Source organism: Streptomyces sp. NPDC059853, assembly GCF_042731495.1.
GTDB lineage: Bacteria > Actinomycetota > Actinomycetes > Streptomycetales > Streptomycetaceae > Streptomyces.
In genome coordinates, this window is the sequence record NZ_JBHWJL010000236.1 from 1 (window position 1) to 8,251 (window position 8,251).

At 71.6% G+C, this 8,251-nt stretch carries 6 protein-coding genes; 5 read left to right on the plus strand and 1 reads right to left on the minus strand.

The genetic code is table 11. From position 1 onward, the window contains the following. Positions 1 to 874, minus strand: an 874-nt coding sequence (locus ACFV5N_RS20975) for a LacI family DNA-binding transcriptional regulator (RefSeq protein WP_385601978.1), incomplete at its 3' end; no start/stop codon positions are given. 245 nt (positions 875 to 1,119) lie between these two features. Between ACFV5N_RS20975 and ACFV5N_RS20980 the strand changes: the two genes are divergently transcribed. The 5 genes from ACFV5N_RS20980 to ispG all read left to right on the plus strand — a co-directional run bounded on the left by ACFV5N_RS20980 (position 1,120) and on the right by ispG (position 8,070). After that, positions 1,120 to 3,060, plus strand: a complete 1,941-nt coding sequence (locus tag ACFV5N_RS20980; RefSeq protein WP_385601981.1) for an acyl-CoA dehydrogenase family protein — start codon at positions 1,120 to 1,122, stop codon at positions 3,058 to 3,060. A gap of 97 nt (positions 3,061 to 3,157) precedes the next feature. Next, a complete protein-coding gene (locus ACFV5N_RS20985) occupies positions 3,158 to 4,252 on the plus strand; it encodes an NADAR family protein (protein WP_385601982.1) in 1,095 nt (364 codons plus the stop codon). Next, on the plus strand, positions 4,249 to 5,526 hold the full coding sequence (gene dxr, locus ACFV5N_RS20990; protein WP_385601985.1) for a 1-deoxy-D-xylulose-5-phosphate reductoisomerase: 1,278 nt from the start codon (positions 4,249 to 4,251) through the stop codon (positions 5,524 to 5,526). The genes ACFV5N_RS20985 and dxr overlap by 4 nt, the downstream gene beginning before the upstream one ends. After that, the gene (locus tag ACFV5N_RS20995; protein WP_385601988.1) at positions 5,523 to 6,827 is read left to right on the plus strand and encodes a M50 family metallopeptidase; all 1,305 of its coding nucleotides are present in this window, start codon (positions 5,523 to 5,525) and stop codon (positions 6,825 to 6,827) included. Before dxr ends, ACFV5N_RS20995 begins: the two co-directional genes overlap by 4 nt. 85 nt (positions 6,828 to 6,912) lie before the next feature. Continuing rightward, entirely contained in the window at positions 6,913 to 8,070 is a 1,158-nt protein-coding gene (gene ispG, locus ACFV5N_RS21000; protein ID WP_385601991.1) for a flavodoxin-dependent (E)-4-hydroxy-3-methylbut-2-enyl-diphosphate synthase, read from the plus strand. Positions 8,071 to 8,251: the final 181 nt, after the last annotated feature.

The following is an 8,251-nucleotide window of genomic DNA, read 5'->3' on the forward strand; positions in this document are numbered from 1 at the left end:
TCGCCTCTGAGGTCAGCGCGACAGACGTCTGGGTGGCCACCGGGTCGGGGCAGATCGCGTCCACCGTGAGGTCCTCGGGCACCGCCTTGCACTGCTGCCGCAGCAGGGAGAGCAGCGGCCCGACCGCGCTCTCGTTCTGCACCACGATCCCGGTCGTCGCCGGCCGCTCGTCGAAGATCCGGGCCAGGGCGCCGGCCACCGACTCGAAACTCCCCTCGCACGGCCGGTGCAGCACCCGCAGCCCCAGCTCGGCGGCCCGCTCGCGCACCCCGGTGATGGTGCGCTCGGCGAAGCCGGTGTGCCGCTCGTACACGGCCGCCGCCTCCCCGATCACCGCCAGCTCCCGGTGGCCGAGCGCCGCCAGATGGTCAACGCACAGCCGCCCGGTCGCCGCGAAGTCCAGATCGACGCAGGTCAGGCCCTCGGTGTCGGCGGGCAGCCCGATGAGGACGGCCGGCCGGGGCGCCTCGTGCACCAGCGGGAGCCGCTCGTCCTCCAGTTCCACGTCCATCAGGATCATGGCGTCCGCCAGCCCGCTGCCGATCACCCGCCGTACCGCCTCGGGGCCCTCCTGGTCGGTCAGCAGCAGGACATCCCGCCCGTGCGCGCGCGCCGTCGTCGCCACCGCCATGGCGATCTCCATCATCACCGGCACGTACATGTCGGTCCGCAGCGGCATCATCAGCGCGATGATGTCCGAACGGCTGCTCGCCAGCGCCCGCGCCCCGGCGTTGGGGTGGTAGCCCAGCTCCCGGATGCTGCGTTCCACCCGCTCCCTGGTGGGGGCCGAGATGGTCCGCTTGCCGCTGAGGACGTAGCTCACGGTGCTGGCGGAGACGCCGGCGTGGCGGGCGACCTCGGCGAGAGTGACCATAGAGGGGCCTCCGTGGAAAGCCGGGTGAAGCGCTTCGACCACCCGTTCGCCGCGGGGATTCGAACGCTCCAAACGATGGAACCGCGTTGACCTTAGACCGGGCCATGGTTTGTGTCCATAGATGTATCGAAGCGCTTCGATGGAGCTTTCGTGATCACCGACCGGGTGGTACGCGGCGCCGGAATCGGGTACCTACGTAACAGCAGGTCCCGATCCCTCATGTCCCGACGGCGAGGGGAGCGGCGATGACCGCGACCGGCGACTCCACGGACGCGGAGCGGGAGGCCAGACGCCTGGCCGAGGCCGCCCGCGCCACCCAGGCCCGCACCCCCGGCTTCGCCGGCCAGCTCTTCCTCGGCCGCTTCCGGCTAGCTCTCATCCACCCCCGCCCGGACCCCGACCCGGAGGCGGTACGCACCGGGGAACGCTTTCTGACCGCCCTGCGGGAGTTCTGCGCCGACCACATCGACGCCCCGCTCATCGAACGCGAGGCCCGCATCCCCGACGAGGTGGTGCGCGGACTGCGCGAACTCGGCGCGTTCGGCATGAACATCTCCCCCCGGTACGGCGGTCTCGGTCTCAGCCACGTGTACTACAACCGTGCCCTCGCCGTCCTCACCTCCGCCAGCCCGGCGGTCGGCGCGCTGCTCTCCGCGCACCAGTCGATCGGCGTACCGCAGCCGGTCGCGCTCTTCGGCACCGAGGAACAGAAACGCGCCTACCTGCCGCGCTGCGCACGCGGCGCCATCTCCGCCTTCCTGCTCACCGAGCCCGACGTCGGCTCCGACCCCGCCCGGCTGGGCGCCACCGCCGAGCCGGACGGCGACGACTACGTCCTGGACGGCGTCAAGCTGTGGACCACCAACGGGGTGATCGCCGAACTCCTGGTGGTCATGGCCGACGTGCCCGGCAGCGGCGACCACCCCGGCGGCATCACGGCGTTCGTCGTCGAGGCGGACTCGCCCGGCATCACCGTCGAGCACCGCAACACGTTCATGGGGCTGCGCGGCATCGAGAACGGCGTCACCCGCTTCCACCGGGTCCGGGTCCCCGGCAGCCAGCGGATCGGCGCGGAGGGCGCCGGCCTCAAGATCGCCCTGACCACCCTCAACACCGGCCGGCTCGCGGTCCCGGCGGTCGCGGTCGGCGCCGGCAAATGGTGCCTGCGGATCGCCCGCCAGTGGTCGGCGGAGCGGGTCCAGTGGGGCAAGCCGATCGGCGAGCACGAGGCGATCGGCGGCAAGCTCTCCTACATCGCGGCCACCACCTTCGCCATGGAGGCGCTGCTGGAGGTCTTCAGCGAGATGGCCGACGAGGGAGGCGGCGACATCCGGCTGGAGGCGGCGGTGGCCAAACTGCTGGGCAGCGAGTTCGCCGGCCGGATGGCGGACGAACTGGTGCAACTGCGCGGCGGACGCGGCTACGAGACCGCCGCGTCGCTGGCGGCGCGCGGCGAACGCGGCGTCCCGGCGGAGCAACTGCTGCGCGACATGCGGATCAACCGCATCTTCGAGGGCTCCTCCGAGATCATGCGGCTGATGATCGCCCGCGAGGCGGTGGACACCCACCTCACGGTGGCCGGCGCGCTGATCGACCCGGAACAGAACTTCACCGCCAAACGGAAGGCGGCCCTCGCCGCGACCGGCTTCTACGCCCGCTGGCTGCCGTCCCTGGCCGCCGGCCGCGGCCAGCTGCCGCTCGCCTACGGCGACTTCCGGGTGCCGGGCCACCCCGACCTCTCCGCCGAACTGCGCTACGTCGAACGCACCGCACGCCGCCTCGCCCGCGCCACCTTCTCCGGCATGGCCCGCTGGCAGGGCGGCCTGGAGACCCGGCAGCGCTACCTGGGTCGGCTGGTGGACATCGGCGCCGAACTCTGCGCGATGAGCGCCGCCTGCGTCCACGCCGAACGCCTGCGCACCCGGGGCCACCGCGACAACGGCAAGGAGGCGTACGCACTGGCCCACGCCTTCTGCCGCCAGGCCCGCACCCGGATCGAGGACCGCTTCGCCCAGTTGCACCACAGCTCCGACGCGGCGGACCGCACCCTGGCCCGGGGCGTCCTGGACGGCGCGTACACCTGGCTGGAGGAGGGCGTCCTGGACACCTCGACGGAAGGCCCCTGGATCGCCTACACACCCCCGGGCCCCTCGTCCCGGCCCAACCTCCACCGTCCGATCCCCTGAGCCCCCACCCGGGACGACCGGCCGGGTGACGCGGTACGGAACCGCCGCCGCGCCCGGGAGCGCCGAGGGGCCGCAATCCCCGCCGCACAATGGGGAGATGCTCGCCCATCGCATCGTTCACCGCGTCGCCGACGGGGTCCGGATCGCCGGGACCTGGCGGCACGCGTTCCTCCGCAACGGCGGAACGTACCACCTCACCGATCTGTTCATCTACGCCGACGGGCTCGTCGACTGCTGGGGCCTGGTGACCCTGGAGGAGTTCGCGGAGCAGCTGCGCCACGGGCGGGTGGCCACCGAACTGCCCGAGGGCGCTCCGGCGTCCGCGCACGAGCTGGCCACCTGGCGGTTCGGGGAGCCGCGGACCTGGCTCACCCCCGAACTGCTGCTGGCCGAGATACGGGACACCGTCGACCGGCTGAACCGGCGACCCGACTCGACCGGGCGGTGTCTCGACGCCGTCGACACCTACCTCGCCGACCGCACCGAGGAGAACCTGGCCGCCGCCCGGGCGGCGTACCGGCTGATCCCCGAGTCCCGGCGGCACTACGCGCTCGGTGACATGGACAACAAGGACCGGCCGCTGCGCGCCCTGCTGGACGGGCCGGAGGGTCCGGGCTACGCGTGGGCCCTGGAGTACTTCGCGGAGCGCGCCGCTCATCGCGCCGAGCACGCCGCCCGGGCGCCCGTCCCGCCCCCGGCCGTGCAACTCCACCAGACCTCGCTGCGGGCACTGCGGGAGAACCCCGGGAAGGCCGGACTGCGCAACGACTACCCGGCGCCCCTCACGGTCGACGGCACCCGCTACGCCTCGGTCGCGGTCGCCCTCGTCGCGCTCTCCCTGGAGGACCCCGGGGTGCGGGCGCGGGCGGCCGCCGCCGACAGCCCGTACGCGGCGCGCCGGATCGCCGGTGGGGCCGCGTGCCGCCCGGACTGGACCCGGGTGCGCAGCGCCGTCCTGGCGGATCTGCTGCGCGCCAAGTACGCCCAGCACCCGTCGCTGGCCCGGATTCTGCGGGCGACCGGTGACGCGACGCTGCTGCACGACGACATCGACTCGGACTTCTGGGGCGACAACGGCGGCCGGGGCCGCAATCAGGCGGGCCGGCTGCTCGAACTGGTGCGCGCCGAACTCCACCTGCAAGAGCCACCCCGGGACATGGCGCCCGCCGGAGCGGACACAATGGGGGAATGACCGAGTCTTCCGGGGTCCTCGCCGATCCCCGTCTGCGTTATTCCGCCGCACCGCCCGAGGGGGTGCGCGAGGTGGTCATCCTGGGCTCGACGGGATCGATCGGGACCCAGGCCATCGACGTCGTGCTGGCCAACCCGGGACGCTTCCGGGTGACCGGCCTCTCCGCCGCCGGCGGCCGGGTGGAACTGCTGGCCATGCAGGCGTACCGGCTCCAGGTACGCGCGGTGGCGATCGCCCAGGAGGGGAAGGTCACCGAGCTGCGCGAGGCGCTGCGCACCCGGTACGGGGTGGGGGAGCCGCTGCCGGAGATCCTCGCCGGCCCGGACGCCGCGGCCCAGCTGGCGGGCCGGCCGTGTCACACGGTCCTCAACGGCATCACCGGCTCCATCGGGCTGGCCCCCACCCTGGCCGCCCTGCGCGCCGGGCATGTGCTCGCCCTCGCGAACAAGGAGTCGCTGATCGTCGGGGGCCCGCTGGTCGCCGCGCTGGCGAAGCCGGGGCAGATCATCCCGGTGGACTCCGAGCACTCGGCGCTCTTCCAGGCGCTGCTCGGCGGCACCCGGGGCGAGATCGGCAAGCTGATCGTCACCGCGAGCGGCGGCCCGTTCCGGGGCCGTACGCGGGCGGAGCTGGCCGATGTCACCCGTGAGCAGGCGCTCAATCACCCCACCTGGGACATGGGTCCGGTGATCACGATCAACTCGGCGACCCTGGTGAACAAGGGCCTGGAGGTGATCGAGGCGCACCTGCTGTACGGGATCCCGTTCGACCGCATCGAGGTCGTGGTCCACCCGCAGTCGTACATTCATTCGATGGTGGAATTCACAGACGGCTCCACGCTCGCCCAGCTCTCGCCGCCCGACATGCGCATGCCCATCGCGCTCGGTCTCGGCTGGCCGGAGCGCGTTCCGCAGGCGGCGCCGGCCGTGGACTGGACCCGCGCGCACACCTGGGAGTTCTTCCCGCTGGACACCGACGCCTTCCCCTCGGTGCCGCTCGCGTGCCATGTCGGTAGCCTCGGCGGTACCGCACCCGCGGTGTACAACGCGGCCAACGAGGAGTGCGTCGACGCCTTCCTCGCCGGTCTGCTGCCGTTCACCGGGATCGTGGACACGGTGGCCCGAGTGGTCGAGGAGCAGGGCGATGCCTTCGCCGGAACCTCGCTCACCCTCTCCGACGTCCTCGAAGCGGAGACCCGGGCGCGCGTCCGCGCCCGCGAGCTGGCCGGGCTGCCGCAGCCGGCACCCGTGGCGAATGGAGAAACGACGGTATGACGGGCTTGATGTTCCTGATCGGGATACTTGTCTTCGTCTTCGGACTGCTGTTCTCCATCGCCTGGCACGAGCTGGGCCATTTCAGCTTCGCGAAACTCTTCGGCGTCCGGGTGCCGCAGTTCATGGTGGGTTTCGGCCCCACCCTCTGGTCGCGGAAGAAGGGCGAGACCGAGTACGGGATCAAGGCCATCCCCATGGGCGGCTACATCCGCATGATCGGCATGTTCCCGCCCGCCGACGACGGCAAGCTCCGACAGCGCTCCACCTCGCCGTTCCGCGGCATGATCGAGGACGCCCGCGCCGCCTCCTTCGAGGAACTGGAACCCGGCGACGAGAAGCGCCTGCTCTACACCCGCAAGCCCTGGAAGCGCATCGTCGTCTTCGTCGCCGGCCCCGCCATGAACCTCATCCTCGCCGTGGCGATCTTCCTCGGCGTGCTGATGTTCTTCGGGATCAACACCCAGACCACCACCGTCGCCTCCGTCTCCGAGTGCGTCATCTCGCAGAGCGAGGAACAGCGCGACTGCCGCGCGGACGACCCGCTGGCCCCCGCCAACGCCGCGGGCCTGCGGACGGGCGACACGATCGTCGCCTTCAACGGTGAGCCGGTCGACGACTGGGGCACCCTCCAGCAGAGCATCCGCGACACGATCGGCCCGGCCACCATCACCGTCGAGCGGGACGGCACCACCCACGTCCTGGAAGCCGACCTCATCGAGAACCAGGTCGCCAAGACCGACAGCAGCGGCGCCTACGTCGAGGGCGAGTACGTCAGCGCCGGCTTCCTCGGTTTCTCCCCGGCGTCCGGCATCGTCAAGCAGGACTTCCCGCAGGCCGTGGACCGGATGGGCGACATCATGACCACCGGCGTCCAGGCCCTGGTCAACCTGCCCTCCAAGATCCCCGACCTGTGGGACGCCGCGCTCGGCAACGGCGAGCGGGCCCAGGACTCCCCGATGGGCGTCGTGGGAGCCGCCCGCGTCGGCGGCGAGATCTTCACCCTCGACATCCCGGCCAGCCAGCAGATCGCCACCGCGCTCTTCCTGGTCGCGGGCTTCAACCTCTCCCTCTTCCTGTTCAACATGCTGCCGCTGCTCCCGCTGGACGGCGGCCACATGGCCGGCGCGGCCTGGGAGAGCGTGCGCCGGCACACCGCCAGACTCCTCAAGCGCCCCGACCCGGGCCCCTTCGACGTGGCGAAACTGATGCCCGTGGCCTACGTGGTGGCAGGGGTCTTCGTCTGTTTCACGCTGCTGGTTCTGGCAGCCGATATCGTCACACCGGTACGGCTTACCGGTTAACCGACCATCACTCGGGAAGGGTAATGTCAAGGGCCTGAGCCCGCCTTTCCCGGGACCTAGATCCGCATGGGGTTGCACGTACATCATGAGCGCCATCTCGTTGGGAATTCCCTCCGTACCCATCAAGCTGGCTGATCGCCGCGTCAGCAAGAAGATCCAGGTCGGCTCCGTAGCGGTGGGCGGCGACGCCCCCGTGTCCGTGCAGTCGATGACCACCACCCGTACCTCCGACATCGGGGCCACGCTCCAGCAGATCGCCGAGCTGACCGCCTCCGGCTGCCAGATCGTCCGCGTCGCCTGTCCCACCCAGGACGACGCCGACGCCCTGCCGGTCATCGCCCGCAAGTCGCAGATCCCCGTGATCGCCGACATCCACTTCCAGCCCAAGTACGTCTTCGCGGCCATCGACGCCGGCTGCGCGGCGGTCCGGGTCAACCCGGGCAACATCAAGAAGTTCGACGACCAGGTCAAGGAGATCGCCAAGGCGGCCTCCGACGCCGGCACCCCGATCCGGATCGGCGTCAACGCCGGATCCCTGGACCGCCGCCTGCTCGCCAAGTACGGCAAGGCCACCCCCGAGGCGCTGGTGGAATCCGCGCTGTGGGAGTGCTCGCTGTTCGAGGAGCACGGCTTCACCGACCTCAAGATCTCGGTCAAGCACAACGACCCGGTCGTGATGATCAACGCCTACCGCCAGTTGGCCGCCCAGTGCGACTACCCGCTGCACCTGGGCGTCACCGAGGCCGGGCCCGCCTTCCAGGGCACCATCAAGTCGGCGGTCGCCTTCGGCGCGCTGCTCTCCGAGGGCATCGGCGACACCATCCGGGTCTCGCTCTCCGCCCCGCCGGCCGAGGAGATCAAGGTCGGCATCCAGATCCTCGAATCGCTGAACCTGCGCCAGCGCCGCCTGGAGATCGTCTCCTGCCCCTCCTGCGGCCGGGCCCAGGTCGATGTCTACAAGCTCGCCGAGGAGGTCACCGCCGGTCTCGACGGCATGGAGGTGCCGCTGCGCGTCGCCGTCATGGGCTGCGTCGTCAACGGTCCCGGCGAGGCCCGCGAGGCCGACCTCGGGGTCGCCTCCGGCAACGGCAAGGGCCAGATCTTCGTCAAGGGCGAGGTCATCAAGACCGTGCCCGAGTCCAAGATCGTGGAGACCCTCATCGACGAGGCGATGAAGATCGCCGCCCAGATGGAGAAGGACGGCGTGGCCTCCGGCGAGCCCAGCGTCTCCGTCGCCGGCTGACCGCACCACCCACGGCGCCACCACGGCGCCCACCCGCGCACCGCCCGAACGCACGCGGTGCGCGGCCCCCGCCGCGGACCCGCCCGCCGCCGCCCCCGGACCCGAGCCCGGGGCGGCGGCGGGGGCGGCCCCGCCCCCCGCCGACGGCGACGGCGCGGGCCCCGGGGGCGGGCCCAACCAC